Source organism: Pseudomonas ficuserectae (genome assembly GCF_024584585.1).
Classification (GTDB): domain Bacteria; phylum Pseudomonadota; class Gammaproteobacteria; order Pseudomonadales; family Pseudomonadaceae; genus Aquipseudomonas; species Aquipseudomonas amygdali.
This window is the reverse complement of sequence record NZ_CP085684.1, coordinates 1,094,249-1,114,182: the sequence shown is the minus strand read 5'-3', so window position 1 is coordinate 1,114,182 and position 19,934 is coordinate 1,094,249. Positions and strand designations below refer to the sequence as shown.

Genomic DNA, 19,934 nt, shown 5'->3' with positions numbered 1-19,934 from the left:
TCATGCATAAAACTCTTGCGATGACGTCGTGCCTGGGGCTGTTTGCACTTGCCCCGTTTGCCCAGGCGGCAAGCAATCTGGTGTTCTGCTCCGAAGCAAGTCCGGCTGGCTTCGACGGTGCGCAATACACCTCATCCACGGATAACGATGCATCAGAGCCGATCTACAACCGTCTGACCGAGTTCAAGCAGGGCGATACCAGCGTGGTTCCGGGGCTGGCTACTTCATGGGATGTTTCGCAAGACGGTCTGACCTACACGTTTCATCTGCGCGAAGGCGTGAAGTTTCACAGCAACAAGAACTTCAAGCCCAGCCGTGATTTCAATGCCGACGACGTGCTGTTCACCTTCAACCGCATGCTCAACCCCGACCATCCGTTTCGCAAAGCCTACCCGACCGAGTTCCCCTACTTCACCAGTATGGGCCTGAACAAAAAGATCAAATCCATCGACAAGACCGACCCGCTGACCGTGGTGTTCACCCTCAATACGGTCGATGCAGCGTTCATCCAGAACATCGCGATGAACTTCGCCGGGATCCTGTCCGCCGAATACGCCGAACAACTGATGGCCAAGGGTGATGTACGCGACATCAACCAGCAACCGATTGGCACGGGGCCTTTCGTGTTCCAGCGCTATCAGAAAGACTCGCAGGTTCGTTACAAGGGCAACAAGGAGTTCTGGGACCCGAGCCGGGTGAAGATCGACCAGTTGATTTTCGCCATCGTGACCGACGCCTCTGCCCGCATGCAGAAGCTCAAGGCCAACGAGTGCCAGGTCTCGGTCAACCCGCGTCCGGCAGACCTCGCCAGCCTCAAGGAAGACAAAAGCCTGCAGATCATCGAGAAGCCAGGCTTCAACCTCGGTTACATCTCCTACAACGTACGCCACGAGCCGCTCGGCAAGCTGGAAGTGCGCCAGGCGCTGGACATGGCCGTCAACAAGAAGGCAATCATCAACGCGGTTTATCAGGGCGCAGGACAGCTGGCAGTCAATGCCATGCCGCCAACCCAGTGGTCCTACGATGACAGCATCAAGGACGCGCCTTATGACCCGGAAAAAGCCAAAACCCTGCTCCGCGCGGCTGGCGTCAAGGAAGGCACCGAACTGACCCTCTGGGCCATGCCGGTCCAGCGTCCTTACAACCCCAATGCCAAGCTGATGGCCGAGATGCTGCAGGCCGACTGGGCCAAGGTCGGCATCAAAGTCCGGATCGTCAGTTACGAATGGGGTGAATACCTCAAGCGCACCAAGAATGGCGAGCACGATATCTCGCTGATCGGCTGGACCGGCGACAACGGTGACCCGGACAACTGGCTGGGCACGCTGTACAGCTGCGCCGCCATTGGCGGTAACAACTACTCGATGTGGTGCGACGAAAAATACGACAAGCTGGTCAAGGCCGCCGTCGCTGTCACCGACCGCGAGCAGCGCACCGACCTGTACAAACAGGCGCAACGCTACCTCAAGGAACAGGTGCCGATCACCCCGATTGCCCACTCGACGGTCAATCAGCCGTTGCGCGCCGAGGTCACGGACTTCCACGTCAGCCCGTTTGGTCGCAACAACTTTTCAGGCGTCAGCATCGCCGACTGATCAGAAACTCCGCATGCCCTCGCCGTCTTGTGTCACGGCGAGAGCCAGCACTTGCGCGTTTATACCGATAACAACGCAGGGCCCAAAGCCCTGCACCACCAAAAGCCAGGCTTAAGAACTGGCATATAAAAAAGTGATAAAGGGAGCTGCACATCGTGAAAACAACAAGCACTGCGTTATTGGCCTTATCTCTCTCGTCGTTCGGCGCATTGGTTCAGGCAGAGCCAGCCAGCCAGCCAGACGTTCATACCGACCGAGCTAAGTTCGAAGAATGCACAGGCCGACGCCAATGGCTTTATCGAAGATCAACACCTGACCGGCACGACCCGCAACTGGTACGCCAACGAACTGAAGCGTCGTGGCGAGGTTTTCCGCTACAACGACAACGGCATCGCTGAGCAGACCTCGCGTCGTATCAACTGGCAGCAGGGCACCATCGTCAACTACACCTCTGGCTACACGCAGGGCGTTGTAGGTTTCGCCACCGAGCTGGCACTGTACAACGCCATTGCGCTGGACCGTGACACCGATGACTTTGCAGGCAGTTCCAACCGGACCCTGGCCCACCGTGACGGCGATGCAGTCGGTCAGTGGAGCAAAATGGGCCTGGGCAACGTCAAGGCGCGAGTCTCCAACACCGTCCTGACCATGGGTCGCCAATCGGTTAACACCCCGGTCATCGCCTTCATTGGCAACCGCGCACTGCCTTCCAGCTTCCAGGGTGTTGCCGTACAGAGCGACGAGCTCAACAACCTGTCGTTTCAAGCCGGTAGCTTCGACCGCGTATCGCCACGTATGGAACAGAGTCTGGACAAGTTCCGCTCCGAGTACGGTGATCGCAGCCAGACCGCCGACCGCCTGGACATGTTCGGCGCTGACTACAAGCCGACCGACAGCCTGACTACCAGCTTTTATGCATCGAATCTGGAAGATTTCTGGCACCAGTACTACTTCGGCTTCACCCACGAACTGGGTGACAGCAAGGCACTGGCGCTCAGCACCAACCTGAACTACTACAAGACCAAGGACTCCGGTCAAAGCAAACAGGGCCCTATCGACAACGATACCTACAGCCTGTCGTTCACCGGTACGCATAACGCTCACAGCATCAGCCTTGCCTATCAGCAAGTGTCTGGCGATGAGTATTTCGACTATGCGCACGACACCAACGCCATCTTCCTGGCCAACTCCCTGCTCTCGGACTTCAACGGCCCGAACGAGAAATCCCTGCAGATCGCCTACGTACTGAACATGGCCGAATATGGCGTGCCGGGCCTGAAGTTCAACATTTACCAGGCGCGCGGCTGGGACATCGACGGTACCAAATATAAAGGCAACGTCTACGGCGACGTCCAGACAATCAATGGCGTTCGGACAGCGAGCGGCGTAAACGCAATGGACGGCGAGACTCACTACGAATACGGTATCGGTACGTCGTACTCCGTGCAGTCCGGCCCGCTCAAGGCCACTGCCATCCGCGCCACGTACACCACTCACCGCGCCAGCGAGAATCAGGCTGATGGCAACATCAACGAATTCCGTCTGGTGACCACCGTTCCGTTCAACATTCTTTGATTCGCTGAAAACCGTTCTGGTGCAAGGCAACAGCCTTGCGCCAGAACATCACCATCGGCGTCAACTCTATGGAGGGTTCACAATGAAACTATTATCGCTACGCAACTCGATCGCCCTGGCCCTGCTCAGCGTCGCCGTCAGTGTTTCGGCAAAACCCCTGGTGGTCTGCACCGAAGCCAGCCCCGAAGGCTTCGACATGGTGCAATACACAACAGCTGTGACGGCCGACGCCGTGGCTGAAACCGTATTCAATCGCCTGGCAGATTTCAAACCCGGCACCACGGAAGTTATTCCAGCGCTGGCTGAATCCTGGGACATCAGCGAAGACGGTCTGACCTACACTTTCCACTTGCGCAAAGGCGTCAAGTTCCACACCACCGACTACTTCAAACCGACCCGCGACATGAATGCCGACGATGTGCTCTGGAGTTTTCAGCGTCAGCTGGACCCGAAACACCCGTGGCATGACAAGTCGAGCGTCGGCTTCCCCTACTTTGAAAGCATGGGCTTCAAAGAGCTGCTGAAAAGCGTCGAGAAAACTGACGACTACACCGTCAAGTTCACCCTGACCCGCCGCGAAGCGCCATTCCTGGCCGACCTGGCCATGGCGTTCGCCTCTATCTACCCGGCGGAATATGCCGACCAGTTGTTGAAAGCCGACAAGACCAACGATCTAAACAGCAAGCCAATCGGCACCGGCCCGTTCATCTTCCAGCGCTATGCCAAGGATGCGCAGGTACGCTTCAAGGCCAACCCGGATTACTTCCGCGGCAAGCCGCCTGCCGAAGCATTGATTCTGGCCATCGCCACCGACAACAACGTGCGCCTGCAGAAACTCAAGGCCAACGAATGTCAGATCGCGCTGTACCCAAAGCCGGACGACGTTCCGAGCATCAAAAAAGACCCGAATCTGAAAATCGATGAAATGGAGGCCATGACCATCGGCTATATTGCGATCAACACCACGCACAAATATTTGAGCGATGTGCGGGTACGCAAAGCCATTGACATGACGTTCGACAAGAACGCTTATGTCAACGCGGTGTTCGGCAAGGGTAATGCGCTGGTAGCAATTAACCCGTATCCGCCGACCCTGCTGGGTTACAACAACAGCCTGAAGAATCCGCCGGTCGACCTCGACAAGGCACGCGCCTTGCTGAAGGAAGCAGGCGTGCCGGAAGGCACCACGTTTACCCTGTTCACCCGCAACGGCGGTGGCCCGACCAACCCTAACCCGATGCTCGGCGCGCAAATGATGCAGTCCGACCTGGCAAAGATCGGCATCAAGATCGACATTCGCGTCATGGAATGGGGCGAAATGCTCAAACGCGCCAAGAATGGCGAACATGACATGGTGTCTGCCGGCTGGGCAGGCGACAATGGCGACCCGGACAACTTCCTGACCCCGATGCTTAGTTGTGAAGCGGCGAAAAACGGCGAGAACTATGCACGCTGGTGCAATGCCGAATTCCAGGCGCTGATCGACAAGGCCCGCGAAACAGTGAACCCGCAGGAGCGTGCGACGCTCTATGAGCAAGCTCAGGCAATATTCAACAAGGACCAGCCGTGGATCAGTATGGCTCACACCAGAATGTTCACGGCCATGCGTAAAAATGTGGAGGGCTACCAAATCAGCCCGCTCACAACCAACAACTTCGCCACTACCCAGGTGAAGTAGAAAAATAATCCGGCGAGCTCATAACCCGAGACTCGCCGGAGCACGCCTAACCGGCTGATGAGGTACACACCAAGATGTTTAGTTTTATCGCCCGCCGAGTGGGGTTGCTGATACCCACTTTCTTCGGCATCACCTTATTGACCTTCGCCCTGATTCGCCTGATTCCGGGCGACCCGGTCGAAGTCATGATGGGTGAGCGCCGGGTCGATCCGGAAATGCACGCTCAGGCCATGGAACGTCTTGGTCTGAATAAGCCACTGTATGCCCAGTACATCGATTACATCGGCAAGCTCGCCCACGGCGACCTCGGTGAATCGCTGCGTACGCGCACCAGTGTCTGGAGCGAATTCACCTCGCTGTTCCCGGCAACCCTGGAGTTGTCGCTGGCGGCACTGATTTTTGCGGGTATTCTCGGCTTGCTGGCCGGGGTCATCGCCGCACTCAAGCGAGGGTCCCTGTTCGACCATGGGGTCATGGGGATTTCCCTGGCGGGCTACTCCATGCCGATCTTCTGGTGGGGCCTGATCCTTATCATGTTCTTCTCGGTATCACTGGGCTGGACGCCGGTATCCGGGCGGATCGACCTGCTGTACGACATTCCGCCGGTCACCGGCTTCATGCTGATCGACACCTTGCTCAGTGACGAACAAGGCGCGTTTCTCGATGCTTTGCATCACCTGATTCTTCCAGCCATCGTGCTGGGCACCATCCCGCTGGCGGTAATCGCCCGGATGACCCGCTCTTCGATGCTCGAAGTACTGCGTGAAGACTACGTGCGTACTGCACGGGCCAAAGGCCTGTCGCCAGCGCGCGTGGTATTCGTTCACGGCCTGCGCAACGCGCTGATTCCAGTGCTGACCGTATTCGGCCTGCAAATCGGCACATTGCTGGCCGGTGCGGTACTGACCGAAACGATCTTCTCGTGGCCCGGTATCGGCAAGTGGCTGATCGAAGCCATCGGCGCCAGGGACTATCCGGTCGTGCAAAACGGCATTCTGCTGATCGCCTGTCTGGTGATCCTGGTCAACTTCGTGGTGGATATCCTCTACGGCTTTGCCAACCCACGCATCCGTCATCAGCGCTGAGATCATCGATATGAGCACCCCTACTCCTGCGGTAGCAGTCGATCAAAGCCTGCTTTACCCATCCCCGTACAAAGAATTCTGGCAAGCGTTTTCGAAAAACAAAGGCGCGGTTGCCGGCCTGCTGTTCATGATCCTGATCGTGTTCTGCGCCCTGTTCGCCCCGTGGGTTGCGCCCCATGACCCGAGCGAGCAATACCGTGACTTCCTGCTGACACCTCCGGTGTGGCTTGAAGGCGGTCAATGGCAATTCATCCTCGGCACCGACGAACTGGGCCGCGATCTGCTGTCGCGTCTGATCCAGGGTTCGCGCCTGTCGCTGCTGATCGGTCTGGCATCGGTGGTCATGTCGCTGATCCCGGGCATCCTGCTGGGCTTGCTGGCGGGCTTCTTCCCGCGCGTGCTGGGCCCTTCGGTCATGCGCCTGATGGACATCATGCTGGCCCTGCCATCGCTGCTGCTGGCTGTAGCCATCGTGGCAATTCTCGGCCCTGGCCTGATCAACACCGTGATCGCCATCGCCATCGTGTCGCTGCCGTCCTACGTACGTCTGACCCGCGCTGCGGTAATGGGCGAGCTGAACCGTGACTACGTGACGGCTGCGCGTCTGGCCGGTGCCACCCTGCCACGCCTGATGTTCATCACCGTGCTGCCCAACTGCATGGCACCGCTGATCGTTCAGGCAACGCTGAGTTTTTCCTCGGCCATTCTCGACGCCGCAGCGCTGGGCTTCCTGGGCCTTGGCGTACAACCGCCGACGCCTGAATGGGGCACCATGCTCGCCTCGGCGCGCGACTACATCGAACGTGCCTGGTGGGTCGTAAGCCTGCCCGGTCTGACCATTTTGCTCAGCGTGCTGGCAATCAACCTGATGGGCGACGGTCTGCGCGATGCGCTGGACCCGAAACTCAAGAACGCCGCCTGAGGAGATTCGCATGTCACTTCTTGAAATCAAGAATCTCAACGTCCGCTTCGGCGACGCCAAGGCCGTACCTGTTGTGGACGGCCTGTCCCTGAGCGTCGAAAAAGGCGAAGTATTGGCCATCGTTGGCGAATCGGGGTCCGGTAAATCCGTGACCATGATGGCGCTGATGGGGCTGATCGATTCACCCGGCATCATCACCGCCGACGCGCTCAACTTCGACGGCAAGGACCTGCTCAAGCTGAACGCACGGCAGCGTCGTCGCATCATCGGCAAAGACCTGGCGATGGTTTTCCAGGACCCGATGACCGCGCTGAACCCCAGTTACACCGTGGGCTTTCAGATCGAGGAAGTGCTGCGCCAGCACCTGAACATGTCGGGCAAGGCGGCACGCCAGCGCGCGCTGGAACTGCTGGAAAAGGTCGAAATCCCTGGTGCGGCTGCGCGCCTGAATGCCTACCCGCATCAACTGTCGGGCGGCATGAGTCAGCGTGTGGCAATTGCCATGGCCATCGCCGGCGAACCGAAACTGCTGATCGCCGACGAACCGACCACCGCGCTGGACGTGACCATTCAGGCGCAGATCATGGAGCTGTTGCTGAGCCTGCAAAAAGAGCAGGACATGGCGCTGGTGCTGATCACTCACGACCTGGCGGTAGTGGCTGAAACCGCCCAGCGCGTCTGTGTGATGTATGCCGGTCAGGCCGTGGAAGTCGGTCAGGTGCCCGGTCTGTTCGAGGTCCCTGCCCACCCGTACAGCGAAGCCTTGCTGGCTGCTATTCCCGAGCACAGCATGGGCGCCGAACGCCTCGCCACGCTGCCGGGCATGGTTCCGGGTCGCTATGACCGGCCACAGGGTTGCCTGCTTTCACCGCGCTGCCCGTATGTGCGCGACAACTGCCGGACCGAACGTCCTGGCCTGGACCCCAAGGCCCATAGTCTGGCGCGCTGCTTCTATCCCTTGAATCAGGAGGTGGCGTAATGAGCGTCGTACTTACCGCCCGCGACCTTACCCGTCACTACGAAGTCTCCCGCGGCCTGTTCAAGGGCACAGCGCTGGTGCGTGCGCTTAACGGCGTGTCCTTCGAACTGGAAGCCGGCAAGACCCTGGCTGTGGTCGGCGAGTCCGGCTGTGGCAAATCGACACTGGCGCGCGCGCTGACGCTGATCGAAGAGCCTTCATCCGGCTCGCTGAAAATCGCCGGTCAGGAAGTTGCCGGGGCCAGCAAGGCCGAGCGCAAGCAGTTGCGCAAGGACGTGCAGATGGTCTTCCAGAGCCCTTATGCCTCGCTCAATCCGAGGCAGAAAGTCGGGGATCAGCTCGGCGAGCCGCTGCTGATCAACACCAGCCTGTCAGCCGCCGAACGCCGCGAGAAAGTCCAGGCGATGATGGCTCAGGTCGGTTTGCGCCCCGAGCACTATCAGCGCTACCCGCATATGTTTTCCGGCGGTCAGCGTCAGCGTATCGCGCTGGCCCGGGCGATGATGCTACAGCCCAAAGTGCTGGTCGCGGACGAACCGACTTCGGCGCTGGACGTGTCGATTCAGGCGCAGGTGCTGAACCTGTTCATGGATTTGCAGCAGGAATTCAACACCGCCTACGTGTTCATCTCCCACAACCTTTCGGTGGTGCGTCATGTCGCCGATACGGTATTGGTGATGTACCTGGGGCGGCCAGCGGAAATGGGTCCCAAGGAAGAGATCTACAACCGTCCGCTGCACCCTTACACTCAGGCACTGTTGTCAGCGACCCCGACCATCCACCCGGACCCGCTCAAACCGAAGATCAAGATCGTCGGCGAGCTGCCCAACCCGCTCAACCCGCCAAGCGGCTGCGCTTTCCACAAGCGCTGCCCTTACGCGACCGAACGTTGCGCAACAGACGTACCGGAACTGCGCCTGGTGGATAACCGCCAGGTGGCCTGCCACTATGCCGAGCAATTTGTAGCGGCATAGGCTGAAGCTAGAAGCTAGAAGCTAGAAGCTAGAAGACTATCGTGCCCACGCTCCAGCGTGGGCACGCAGTTCTGGACGCTCCGCGTCCGATCTTTCTCAAAGACTTCCGTATCGGCACGCCGATCAATACACATCCCGCCGATAACGTCCTTGCTCGATCAGCTCACTGACTCTCTGCTCTCCCAGCACATCCTTCAACACCTGATCCACCCCCGCCGCCATACCGAGCAGGCTGCCACAGATATAGATCGCGGCACCGTCGTCCAGCCATTTTCGCAGTTCATCAGCCGCATCACGCAAGCGATCCTGCACGTAGATTTTCTCAGCTTGGTCACGTGAGAAGGCAAGATCCAGTCGATTCAGATGACCAGCCTCCAGCCAGTCCTCCAGTTCGTTACCACAATGAAAATCGTGGGCGCGGTTACGTTCGCCGAATAGCAGCCAGTTGCGCATCTGCCCTTGAGCGATGCGAGACTTGAGCAGACTGCGCAAACCGGCCAGCCCCGTACCATTGCCCAGCAGGATCAGCGGGACGGAATCGACAGGCAAATGAAAACTGCTGTTGCGGCGCAAACGCAGACTGATCGCGCTGTCGAGGTCGGCATGGGTGGTCAGCCAGCCGGAGCCCAGCCCCAGACTGCCGTCAGGATGAACTTCCTGGCGCACGATGAGTTGCAGACGTCCGTCTTCCGGAATCGAAGCGATCGAATATTCACGAGCAGATACCGGCGCCAGCGCGTCGATCAGCGCCTGCGCGTGCAGGCCCACCAGATGCGCACGATTGTGCGGCAGTTGGCGGGTTGCCAGCGCCTGACTGAGCGGCTCCTGCAAGCCATCCACGGTTACCGGCGTGGGAGGATCGACACCCAGCCCGGCGAGAAAGGGTTCAATGACCTGCGCCGCATTGCGCGGCATCACCTCGACCAGATCCCCCGCCTGCCAGCTCGCTGACGTCGACGCTGTCAGGTCCAGCAGGTAAACCTTCGAACCACTGCTGCCCGGGTTCAAATGCTCGCGCCGCGCCAGCGTCCAGTTCTCGAACACCGGTGCCTGCCAGTGCGTTGAAGGCACGGAGCCAGTCAATTGTCCCAGCTGCTGCTGCCAGTGTTGCAGGGCTGCTGGATCAGCGCTGTCCACTTCAACAGGCGGGAACAACGTGCGCCCGCCACGCTCAGCCAACCAGCCATGCAAACGATGGGCAAAACCGCAGAAATGCGGGTATTGACGATCGCCCAGGGCCAGAACGGCGTAATCGAGCTGCTTCAGTTCCAGCGGACGGCCGAGCAACTTACGCTCGAAACCTCGCGCGCTATCGGGCGCCTCGCCCTCACCAAAGGTGCTGACGACGAACAGCGCCTTACGACTCTGACTGAAATCCTCTTCGGTCAAATCGCCCAGCCGCTTCACGCGCACAGACACTCCTGAAGCCTGCAACTGGCCAGCAGCCTGCCAGGCCAACTGCTCGGCAAAACCGCTCTGGCTGGCGAAACCTATCAGCCAGGAAGCAGCATCATCTGCTCCTTCACTCTGAACCTCGCCGCGCGCACTTCTGACAGCGCGCTGCTTGCGACGTCGATCCAGGTACAACAACCAGCCAGTGATAAAGAACAGCGGCATCATCAACGATGCAGCCGTCATGATGAGCCGGCCGACGAGGCCGAAATAGCTACCAACGTGCAGCGCATAGTTGCTGGCCAGCAATTGCGCGCCGAAACTGCGCTCTGCATAGCGTGAAACCGAGCTGACCTGACCGTTGGCCGGGTCAAGCGTGATGCTGTTCAAGGCCCGTGGATGAGGTGAGTCCTTGAGCAGGTAGAACACCGTGGCCGGTTGGCCGCCAGAAGCAGGCAAACGCAAGTTATAAGCACGTAGTTCAGGCCCGGCGGTTTTCTGCACACTGTCCCAGATGGCAGCATAATCAACCAGCAACGGCGCGGATTGGCTGGAAGGGGCCACAGGGGCTTTGCGCTGTACAGGCAGCGAATCTCCCAGCAGCCTGTTCAGACCATTGCTCACCCAGTCATAAGACCAGTTAAGGCCCGTGATCGCGAAAAGCAGGTAGAACAACAGGCACCAGGTACCAAACACCGAATGCAGGTCCCAGTTGAAACTGCGGCCCTTTTTAGCCCAGTCCATCGTCAGCCAGACACGCCAGTTCAGCGCGTTGCGAGGCCAACGCAGGTAGAGCCCGGACAGGCAGAAGAACACCAGAACCAGCGTGCAGGCCGCAGTGATCTGCTTACCCACCTCACCGGCAGCCAGATAACGATGCAGTTGCAGGACAAAGTCGAAAAAGCCCTCACCCATCGCATCGCCTTTCAGCTCGCCTGTATAGTGATCGAAATTGCGTTTGGGACCGCGCCGTTCGCCCGGCTCCGGGGTGAAATACACCTGAGCGGCACGATTGCCCAGCGTATCGACACGCAGAATAGCGACGCTCAGCCCGGTCGCTGCCTCCAGCCTGTGAACAAGCTCAATCGGTGGCAAGGTGGCCGTACGCTCCTGCACGAGCAAAACGTCTGGGTTCAGAACATCAAGAATTTCGTCTTCGAACGAATACAGCGCGCCGGTAATCCCCATGAGGGTCAGCACCAGACCTGCCGTGATCCCAAAGAACCAGTGCAGTTGAAACAGGACTTTCTTCAACGCCGACGCTCTCCCCTCTGCAGGCTGCGGCGCGCAGTATGCTCCAACCGCGACGCATTCTCATCTTAAAATCGAGGTAACGTGGGTTTCCCTGTTCATTCGTGCCGCTGACGGGAACAAAACATCTTTATTAAAAAGCATTGAATTTATACATGTACCACCTCTGTAAAAAAGGGCAGCCGCCCACGGCAGACTGACTGTAAAGAGTCATTTATCTTACATCTTTAATCCATGTTTATGCTTTGACGCCCTCACCCTTAAAACACTAACCTTTTTCAACACGAGAACATTAACGTGTTGAGGAGATCAACATCTGTTCTCCCAGTGGAAATAAGGACATACCCATGAACCCAATGTTTTACAACGTCATGCAGGCGTTACCTTTATCCGGAGACCTCAAGGCGGATGAGGCGATAAAAACGGCCGAACTGTTCAGTACGATGTCGTCTGCCAATGATAAGCACGTCACCCGTGCCCCCGGTTTGATTCTGACCAAAGAGCAGATTATCAATCTCAAGAAATATGAATTGGCGGGCCTTGCCCTGCCCGTTGAGCTGGAGGACGTCATTGTTTATCTCGGCTATTCAAAAGGCGCCGGTGCAGGGCTTGAACCTGAAGACTTCCTGAAAAGTTTCAACCTTATCCACCGGCATGCGCGTCGCTGGAGTCCTCTGCGCACCGACCTTCTGGGCATCGGCAGCAAACTGAAGGTTTTCGCAGGCAAGATGCTGGTGTACGGCCAGAGCATGGAGGAGATCAACGGCGACGTCAGGGCCGGGAAAATCGTTGACCATCATCAGATCAAGACACTGGAGGATGTAACACGCTTGAGTCTTGAACTGGGCAAGGACTTCCCGGGCATCGAGCTGGATGAAAACGATAAGGAGATCACCCAGGAAATCGGCTCCCACCTCACCGACATACTGGACTTGATTGCAGCCAATCTGGCCGATGCCCAAACCATCAAGAAGGAACTGGATCAGTTTGGCCTGGACCTGTCGCTGCATGTCGGGCCCGAGATACAGCGCAAAATGGTTGCCATCGACAACAGTTCACTGCCGGCCGACGTGACGAAGCTGAGCCTGGATATCGAACAGCGCGCAAAGGACATCGATGAAAAGAACAAAGAATACAAGGCGGTGGTGCAACAATCGTTGAATTCGGTCAGTAGCTTGAACATTGTGGGCTTGGCATTGGGCATTTATTTCGGCGTAGAAGCTGAAAATGTCAGGGCCGCACGCAATGAATTAATGACGCAACAAACCGCCGACATAGACACCTTGCAAGACAAGAACACTATTCTGGGCTCATTGAGCAGGGTAAAGTTTAACTTGCAGAATCTGGCAACGATTGTGGTCGATGCCGACGTGGCGACTAAAAACCTGATTACCGTATGGAACAAACTGTTTTTGTTTATTGAGGCGTCTGCGGTATCGGCGTCCGAGATAAACGATGCCTTGTCCTTACGGCAATTTATGAATCACTTCAGACAAGTCGTTCACCCCTGGAAGACCATCGACGTCGACTCGGACGCCTTGCTTAATGTGTTTAAGGAAGCGGATGAAGAATATAAACGGATTTATGGATAGCTCGACAATGAAAAATACGTTCACGCCCAATGACACAGCCTTCGCTGGTCAAATACCCGACCGCGACATCATGACTCGCAGTCTTCACCTCATGCGTAACAGTCTGGTAACGGCAGACCTTCTGTTTGCCAAGACCCACTACCTGCCCAACCTTTATGAAAAGCTCACACGCCTGAACATCCTGGCTGTCACTGAACAACAGTACCTCGGAGAACAGACTGAACGGCTGATCATCGATATCGAGTCGAAGACCGCCCTGCTGAGGCAGTACGTTCAACCCTCCGCCACTCCCATCGATGCCGAGGAGCTGGAAGATATCGACGTTCAGTGTCAGCGCCTCGTGAACAATGCCACTGCCGTAGCCCAGCAACTGGCCAGTGCTCTGAGTGGCATGACACAAGGTATTGATCGACAGCAGACCGCTGAGTTTGGGCAGAGTCTGCAAGGTGACATGGCAAACGCAGGCACCAGACTCGACGTTTTACACACCACCCTGGCGAAGTTGAACGAAGAGCGTCAAGTGCTGAGCACCGCTATTGACGCCCTGGAAAGCAAGGGCGCGACGAGTATTGCCAAGGACACGTTGATCACTGCAGACAAGGTGCTCAGCCTGGGAATGCAGCCCCCTGAACTCGCAGTGATCATGCTGGCGCTCGAGCAAATGAAGGCGACCCTGGAAAAGGGTGAGGCGGGAATCAACCTCATCGCGATGATCAAACGCCGTGATGGTTTTCGCGAGCGCATCAATGCCCTGTCCCAGCAACTGGCAGGCATGGACAAGGAAAAAATCGCGCTCGCACAGCGCATTGAGCTGATTGAATGCTTCAACGATTTTGACCAACAGCGCGCCGCTTATGTCGAGCAATACCAGAAAATCAAAAACACTCTGGACAGCTTTCTGGTCGTCAACACCACAAGCGCATCCGATGGCAAGCAACGCAGCATGCGCCTGATCAACTCGGGCCAACAGTTGATCGGCTACTTGAACCGCATTCGCTGACGCCACCGAAGCCCACGTTGCAAGGGTAATGGCCTGTACGCCCTTGCAGCATGCGTTTATGCACCTGCCGTTAGGCGGCAGCCAAACAGCTATCAATTCAACGTGCGGGAAATTCAGCGTCTTTCAGAAGCGTTCGACACTGGACAGGATCAGACTGTCTGAACCCTGGATGAAACGCAAAAAAAACCCGCGATCACTCGCGGGTTTTCATATCAGGACAGCGCTTACAGATAGAACGATTTCAGCGGCGGAAAGCCGTTGAATTCCACTGCGCTGTAGCTGGTGGTGTAGGCACCGGTCGACAACCAGTACATACGGTCACCGATGGCCAGGTTGAGTGGCAGACCGTACTTGTAGTTCTCGTACATGATGTCGGCGCTGTCGCAGGTCGGACCGGCAATGACCACTTCTTCCATTTCGCCCTTCTTCTCGGTCCAGATCGGAAACTTGATGGCTTCGTCCATGGTTTCGATCAGGCCGGAGAATTTACCCACATCGGTGTACACCCAGCGCTCGACAGCGGTGCGCGACTTGCGCGCGACCAGCACGACTTCGCTGACCAGAATACCGGCATTGGAGATCAACGAACGGCCTGGCTCGAGAATGATTTCCGGCAGGTCATCGCCGAAGTCTTCCTTCAGGAAGCGGATGATCTCTTCAGCGTAGGTTTCCAGGCTGTTGGTGCGGGTGATGTAGTTGGCCGGGAAGCCGCCACCCATGTTGATCAGCTTCAGAACGATGCCGTCTTCTTCTTTCAGACGCTCGAAGATCACTTTGACCTTGGCGATGGCAGCATCCCAGACGCTGATGTCGCGCTGCTGCGAGCCGACGTGGAACGAGATGCCGTAAGGCACCAGACCCAGATCACGGGCAAGAATCAGCAGGTCCATGGCCATGTCGGTCTGGCAGCCGAACTTGCGCGACAGCGGCCAGTCGGCGGTGGTCGAGCCTTCGGTCAGAATACGCACGTAGACTTTCGCACCCGGCGCAGCCTTGGCAATGTTGCGCAGATCCGCTTCCGAGTCGGTTGCGAACAGACGCACGCCCTTCTCGTAGAAATAGCGAATGTCCTTGGATTTCTTGATGGTGTTGCCGTAGCTGATGCGCTCCGGACCAACGCCACAGCTCATGACCTTGTCCAGCTCGTAGATCGACGCGATGTCAAAGCTGGAACCCTTGTCCTTGAGCAGATTGATGACTTCGACGGCCGGGTTGGCTTTGACAGCGTAATAGACCTTGGCAAACTCGAAGCCCGCACGCAGGTCGTCGTAGGCTTTACTGATGATGGCGGTATCAATGACCACGAACGGAGTTTCTTGCTTGTCAGCGAACGCCTTCATTTTCTTGAAGGTTTCGGCTGAATAGTAGTCTTCGACATTGATCGACATGCTGCTGGAACTCCTGATGGCAAGCGGTATTGGTAAATGGGTGCAAATGAACGCCCTCCGTATCCCCACTTTGGTTCGCCTACTTCCCAAGGCATGTCGCCGAAAGCAAAAAGGCCCTGAAGGGCTGCCTTCCTGGCCTTGCTGTCTCGTCGTCAGTACTTGAGCCGGATGGATCGTTTCCAGCATGGACGTTCGGCGCGAACTTTAGGACCTGAGGGGCCGGATATCAACAAAAAACGTCGCGTTTTTGCACAGAGCGCTTGAGTTGCCTTCCCAAGGACCTGTTTAACCGACCTGCATGACAGGCAGATGTTCCTCAGTGCCTGATAAACCGACAAACGCGTCCGGTTGGCAAGGATCCGTTGAGAAATCAAAAAAGCCAATCTGGACGTCTGTTATGCATCATATAAAGTCGCTGCTCATGAACCAGAGCCTCAGCGTCAGCACTCATGGCGGGCGTTTGATAGTGGGTTTTCCGAACGGGCGATTGCAGGCTCAAGAGTCGACGGGGCTCCCATCGTGATCGAGGCACTCTTATCAGTTTGGCCTGCACATAGAAAAACGGAATACCTTCGAGACGTGGGAACATCGGCGCAATACCCGGCACCTCACCGTGATAGATTTCGTCGAGCTTTTGCAACCACGGTTGAAAAGCAAGGTCAGGGATATTCAGTGCATTGAACTGACGCGCTGATGCAGCCATCACCACGCTTTCGAAGTCCTTGGAAGTGCTTGCCAGACTTGCGGCATCAAGACCAGACAAATTACCCGCAATCATTTCTTTTATGTGCGGCGGCATGTCGGCAAGAACGGCCTCTGGTTTGCGAAAAATGCCCTCGGACGGCTTATTTTTGATAGCAGGCAATCCGCGCCCTCTGGAACCGCGTAACCATTGTTCTGCAGCGTCTCTCATCAGCCGCGCATTCCTTGATACCCCTTGGAATAGTGTGCCAATAGCGCGAAAAATATGCCCGCCAGGGTCGCTCCGGTTCACCGGATCACCCGCACAATAGCCATAGGCATTAAGCCCGCCTTCGCCAAAAGGGCTGAAGCTATCGGGGCTGTTGAAGCGCATCAAGACCGGATTGTAGGCCCGGTAACCGTTGCCAAGCAGGTAGTGACCGGTAACTGTGTCAATCTGCTCTCCATTGAAGCCCGGTACCTCTGGGTTTCTCGCAGCTTTTTCACTGTAACCATAAGGTGTGTAGGCAATAGCCGTTCTCTGCTCGACACCGCCCGCATGCAATACATTTTGTTGCTGATCTGCAGCATCCAAAACAACAATGCGCTTTCCATTGGCAAGGGTCTGCTGCGCCAGAGGCATTCCTCTCACACGAAAAAGTGTGCGCTGCTCGCCATCAAGCACTTCGGTTGCCAACCGCTGGCCGCCATAGAACCGCTGCCTCATCGCCTGAGCCAGAGGAGTCAGACTCGCAAGGCGATCCAAAGGGTCATACCTGTATCGACAAAGCTCGTTCATCATCAGTACCTCGCTGCGCTTCGGTCAGAAGAAACTAAATCAACTGCTGCCCAAAGTGCTACTGACAGAAATGCCAGTAGCCTGCACAGGCAGAAACGCAGCGAGAGCAGCACGAACTTTACGTCAACGACCTCCATTCATCCGGGATCACTGACGGTAAGGCGTGCCCTTCCAGCTTGAACAAACGGGGAGGCAGGATCAGTAGCAAGAAATTTGATGAAGACGGCCACTACAACGTGGAGAAACGGGTGGCAACGGCTACCGCCAGTCACGAAGACTGGCGGTAATGCCAAAAATCAGGAAGCAACCTAATCCGCAGGCGAAACAATACTGGTCTTCATACCACGCGAACGACCCGAGCTCAGGTAAGCCGCAATGGACTCCTGCGTCACTTCACCCAGGAACACGTTCTCGGCATCCAGCACCGGTAGCCAGGCGCGGTTGAACTCGTACATGCGCGACAGCAGGATGCGCAAGTGCTCGTCGTAAGCGGCGGTTGCGTTGAACTCACGCAGGAACTGCGCGCACGTGCCCTGCTGGCGATGCAGGTCACGGCGACGTACGTAGCCCATTGCCTTGTTCTCGCTGTCGGTGACAACGATGTAGCGACGGTCATTTTCATCCATCACGTCCAGCGCATCGGCCACCGGGGTTTCCGGGCTGACCGATGGCGCGTTGTCGGCTGCATCTTCGGCCTTGACCAGCAGCAGGCGCTTGAGGGTGCTGTCCTGGCCGACGAAGCTGCTGACGAAGTCGTCAGCCGGATGTGCGAGCAAGGTGTCCGGGTGATCGATCTGCAGCAGTTTACCGCCACGGAAGATGGCGATCTTGTCGCCCAGCTTGATGGCTTCATCAATGTCGTGGCTGACCATGATCACGGTCTTGTTCAGCGCGCGCTGCATCTCGAAGAACTCGTTCTGGATCATCTCGCGGTTGATCGGGTCGACCGCACCGAACGGTTCGTCCATCAACAGCAAGGGCGCGTCGGCTGCCAGGGCACGGATCACGCCGATACGCTGTTGCTGACCACCTGACAGTTCACGCGGGTAGCGATGCAGGTACTGCTTGGGCTCCAGCTTGATCATGCTCATCAGTTCGCGAGCACGGTCATGGCAACGCTGTTTGTCCCAGCCGAGCAGCTTGGGCACGACCACGATGTTCTCTTCGATGGTCATGTTCGGGAACAGACCGATCTGCTGAATCACATAGCCAATGTTGCGACGCAGGGTCACTTCGTCCAGATCAGTGGTGTCTTCACCATTGATCAGCACTTTGCCGGAGGTCGGCATGATCAGGCGGTTGATCATTTTCAGCGTGGTGCTCTTGCCGCAGCCCGAAGGGCCAAGGAAGACGCAGATTTCGCCTTCGTTGACCGTGAGGCTGACCGAATCGACAGCCTTCACTTCTTTGCCGTTGCTCTGGAAAGTCTTGGAGAGGTTCTGGAGTTCGATCATTTCAGTAATCCTTTTGGAGTCAGCGTGCGTTGCAGCCATTGCAGGAGAAGGTCGGCGATGATGGCCAGAATGCTGACCAGTACAGCGCCGACGATCAGCATCGACATATCGCTGCGGCTGATTGAAGCAAGAATGAGTACACCCAGACCACCGGCACCGATGGTCGCGGCGATGGTCATGACACCAATATTCATCACCACGGCGGTGCGCACACCGGCGAGGATTACGGGTACGGCGATAGGCAGTTCAACCATGCGCAGGCGCTGGCCGAAGGTCATGCCGATGCCTTTGGCGGCCTCGCGGATACCCGGTTCTACGCCAGTCAGGGCCAGGTAGGTGTTACGCATGATCGGCAGCAGCGAATAGAGAAACACTGCGGTAATCGCCGGCATCGGGCCAAGGCCCTGGCCGAATTTGGAGTAGAACGGCAGCAACAGGCCGAACAGGGCAATCGACGGTACAGTCAGCAGCACTGTGGCGCTGGCTTGCAGCGGGCCTGCCAATGCTGGAAAACGCGTCATCAGCACGCCCAGCGGCACGCCGACGAGAATCGCCAGGGTAACGGCGATGCCGACCAGCGTGATGTGCTGCCAGGTCAGTTGCAGAACCTGTGCCCAGTCCAGATGGGAGAAGGCGCTCAAGAAACTCATATCGTCTCCTTCCTTAGTTCAATGGGTGCTGGCGCAGAAAATCTGCAGCAACCGTGGAGGGGCTTTCATGGCCGACGTCTACGCGAGCGTTGAGGTCGATCATGGTCTGGTTGTCCAGCAGGTCAGCCAGCGGCTTGAGCAGCGTGGCGATGTCCGGATGCTTGTCCAGATATTCCTGACGGATCACCGGCGCTGCGGTGTAGTCAGGGAAGTAGTGCTTGTCGTCTTCCAGCACTTTCAGTTTGAACGCGTTGAGACGTCCGTCGGTGGTGTACACCAGACCGGCGAAAACCTGACCGTTGCGCAACGCGGTGTAGACCAGCCCGGCGTCCATCTGCCGGGTGTTTTCACGACCGAGATTCATGTCGTAGTGCTTGACCATACCGATCAGGCCGTCGGAACGGTTGGCAAACTCGGTGTCCAGCGCTACGACATGACCCTCTTTGGCTTCGTCCTTGAGCACTTTGGTCAGGTCGGTCATGGTGTTGACCTGCGGGTACTTGTCAGCCACTTTTTGCGGCAGTGCCAACGCGTAGGTGTTGTTGAATTTCGACGGCGAAAGCCAGACCAGGCCTTTCTTGGCATCGACTTCCTTCACTCGCGCGTAAGTCTGTGCGCTGTCGAGTTTTTCATCGATGTGGTTGTAGGCAACCAGCGACACACCGGTGTATTCCCAGAGCAGATCCAACTGACCGCTTTCCTGTGCGCTACGCGCCAGGTTGCTGCCAAGACCGCCGGTAATCTGCACATCGTAGTTCTTGGTTCGCAGGTATTGCGCAGTCAGCTCGGCAAGCATGGTCTGTTCAGTGAACACCCGTGCGCCGACCCGTAAAAGCGGTTTATCCGCCGCTTGGGCAAATGCCGGAAACAGCAAGGCCAAACCTAAAAACAAACATATTCTTTTCATGATAATTCCTTC

At 57.2% G+C, this 19,934-nt stretch carries 14 protein-coding genes and 1 pseudogene; 9 read left to right on the top strand and 6 right to left on the bottom strand.

The annotated features are described in order from the left end of the window. The first annotated feature begins 2 nt into the window (after positions 1–2). The 7 genes and pseudogenes from LJU29_RS04980 to LJU29_RS04950 all read left to right on the top strand — a co-directional run bounded on the left by LJU29_RS04980 (position 3) and on the right by LJU29_RS04950 (position 8,808). Positions 3–1,595 carry an ABC transporter substrate-binding protein gene (locus tag LJU29_RS04980; protein WP_257111731.1) on the top strand — a complete coding sequence of 531 codons (1,593 nt, stop codon included), beginning with the start codon at positions 3–5 and terminating at the stop codon, positions 1,593–1,595. 155 nt (positions 1,596–1,750) lie between these two features. Next, positions 1,751–3,170, top strand: a pseudogene (locus LJU29_RS04975) (OprD family porin). Positions 3,171–3,252: 82 nt separating this feature from the next. Beyond that, positions 3,253–4,848: an ABC transporter substrate-binding protein gene (locus tag LJU29_RS04970; RefSeq protein ID WP_257111730.1), complete on the top strand. Its 1,596-nt coding sequence runs from the start codon at positions 3,253–3,255 to the stop codon at positions 4,846–4,848. Between the two features lie 74 nt (positions 4,849–4,922). Next, positions 4,923–5,933: an ABC transporter permease subunit gene (locus tag LJU29_RS04965; RefSeq protein WP_002555193.1), complete on the top strand. Its 1,011-nt coding sequence runs from the start codon at positions 4,923–4,925 to the stop codon at positions 5,931–5,933. A 10-nt stretch (positions 5,934–5,943) separates the two neighbouring features. Next, positions 5,944–6,855 (top strand): ABC transporter permease subunit, encoded by a 912-nt coding sequence (locus tag LJU29_RS04960; protein WP_002555194.1) that lies wholly within the window; start codon positions 5,944–5,946, stop codon positions 6,853–6,855. 10 nt (positions 6,856–6,865) lie between these two features. Further along, positions 6,866–7,834, top strand: coding sequence for an ABC transporter ATP-binding protein (locus LJU29_RS04955; protein WP_002555195.1), 969 nt, complete (start codon positions 6,866–6,868; stop codon positions 7,832–7,834). Continuing rightward, the gene (locus LJU29_RS04950) at positions 7,834–8,808 is read left to right on the top strand and encodes a peptide ABC transporter ATP-binding protein (RefSeq protein WP_005754235.1); all 975 of its coding nucleotides are present in this window, start codon (positions 7,834–7,836) and stop codon (positions 8,806–8,808) included. The genes LJU29_RS04955 and LJU29_RS04950 overlap by 1 nt, the downstream gene beginning before the upstream one ends. Before the next feature lie 123 nt (positions 8,809–8,931). Here LJU29_RS04950 and LJU29_RS04945 read toward each other — a convergent pair whose 3' ends face one another. Beyond that, positions 8,932–11,454, bottom strand: a complete 2,523-nt coding sequence (locus tag LJU29_RS04945) for a PepSY domain-containing protein (protein ID WP_257111729.1) — start codon at positions 11,452–11,454, stop codon at positions 8,932–8,934. Positions 11,455–11,798: 344 nt separating this feature from the next. Here LJU29_RS04945 and LJU29_RS04940 point away from each other — a divergent pair, with 344 nt between their 5' ends. Both LJU29_RS04940 and LJU29_RS04935 read left to right on the top strand, forming a co-directional pair. Beyond that, complete coding sequence (locus tag LJU29_RS04940) at positions 11,799–13,043, top strand: alpha-xenorhabdolysin family binary toxin subunit A (RefSeq protein ID WP_057423493.1); 1,245 nt, start codon at positions 11,799–11,801, stop codon at positions 13,041–13,043. Positions 13,044–13,050: 7 nt separating this feature from the next. After that, a complete protein-coding gene (locus LJU29_RS04935) occupies positions 13,051–14,043 on the top strand; it encodes an alpha-xenorhabdolysin family binary toxin subunit B (protein ID WP_005754239.1) in 993 nt (330 codons plus the stop codon). Positions 14,044–14,267: 224 nt separating this feature from the next. On the opposite strand, the gene LJU29_RS04930 is transcribed toward LJU29_RS04935, so the two are convergent. The 5 genes from LJU29_RS04930 to LJU29_RS04910 all read right to left on the bottom strand — a co-directional run bounded on the left by LJU29_RS04930 (position 14,268) and on the right by LJU29_RS04910 (position 19,922). Further along, a complete protein-coding gene (locus LJU29_RS04930; protein ID WP_002555201.1) occupies positions 14,268–15,431 on the bottom strand; it encodes a type III PLP-dependent enzyme in 1,164 nt (387 codons plus the stop codon). A gap of 370 nt (positions 15,432–15,801) precedes the next feature. Next, positions 15,802–16,911 (bottom strand): RHS repeat-associated core domain-containing protein, encoded by a 1,110-nt coding sequence (locus LJU29_RS04925; protein ID WP_057423494.1) that lies wholly within the window; start codon positions 16,909–16,911, stop codon positions 15,802–15,804. 308 nt (positions 16,912–17,219) lie between these two features. Further along, the gene (locus LJU29_RS04920) at positions 17,220–18,365 is read right to left on the bottom strand and encodes an osmoprotectant ABC transporter ATP-binding protein OsmV (protein WP_257111727.1); all 1,146 of its coding nucleotides are present in this window, start codon (positions 18,363–18,365) and stop codon (positions 17,220–17,222) included. Further along, positions 18,362–19,015, bottom strand: a complete 654-nt coding sequence (locus tag LJU29_RS04915) for an ABC transporter permease (protein ID WP_005745339.1) — start codon at positions 19,013–19,015, stop codon at positions 18,362–18,364. Before LJU29_RS04915 ends, LJU29_RS04920 begins: the two co-directional genes overlap by 4 nt. A 13-nt stretch (positions 19,016–19,028) precedes the next feature. Then, positions 19,029–19,922, bottom strand: coding sequence for a glycine betaine ABC transporter substrate-binding protein (locus LJU29_RS04910; protein ID WP_005745340.1), 894 nt, complete (start codon positions 19,920–19,922; stop codon positions 19,029–19,031). Between the last annotated feature and the right edge of the window lie 12 nt (positions 19,923–19,934).